The sequence below is a fragment of the Bacillus sp. NPDC094106 genome (assembly GCF_044764345.1).
Classification (GTDB): Bacteria; Bacillota; Bacilli; order Bacillales; family Bacillaceae_G; genus Bacillus_A.
This window is the reverse complement of sequence record NZ_JBIWHY010000003.1, coordinates 384042-384324: the sequence shown is the minus strand read 5'-3', so window position 1 is coordinate 384324 and position 283 is coordinate 384042. Positions and strand designations below refer to the sequence as shown.

At 55.5% G+C, this 283-nt stretch carries 3 tRNA genes; all 3 read left to right on the top strand.

Going from position 1 to position 283, the window contains the following annotated elements:
- Window positions 1–21: 21 nt before the first annotated feature.
- The 3 genes from ACIQ7L_RS06645 (at window position 22) to ACIQ7L_RS06635 (ending at window position 265) form a co-directional block, all read left to right on the top strand.
- Window positions 22–95: transfer RNA gene (locus ACIQ7L_RS06645), tRNA-Arg, on the top strand.
- Window positions 96–105: 10 nt separating this feature from the next.
- Window positions 106–179: transfer RNA gene (locus tag ACIQ7L_RS06640), tRNA-Pro, on the top strand.
- 13 nt (window positions 180–192) lie between these two features.
- Window positions 193–265 (top strand) — tRNA-Ala (locus ACIQ7L_RS06635).
- The last annotated feature ends 18 nt before the right edge of the window (window positions 266–283 follow it).

Here is a 283-nt window from a genome sequence, read left to right as displayed (position 1 = left end):
CCCCCGCCCTCGGCACCATATGCGCCCGTAGCTCAATTGGATAGAGCGTTTGACTACGGATCAAAAGGTTAGGGGTTCGAGTCCTCTCGGGCGCGCTTTTATTAACGGGAAGTGGCTCAGCTTGGTAGAGCACCTGGTTTGGGACCAGGGGGTCGCAGGTTCAAATCCTGTCTTCCCGATATCTTTAAACATGGGGCCTTAGCTCAGCTGGGAGAGCGCCTGCCTTGCACGCAGGAGGTCAGCGGTTCGATCCCGCTAGGCTCCACTTTAGTTATTTATTGGA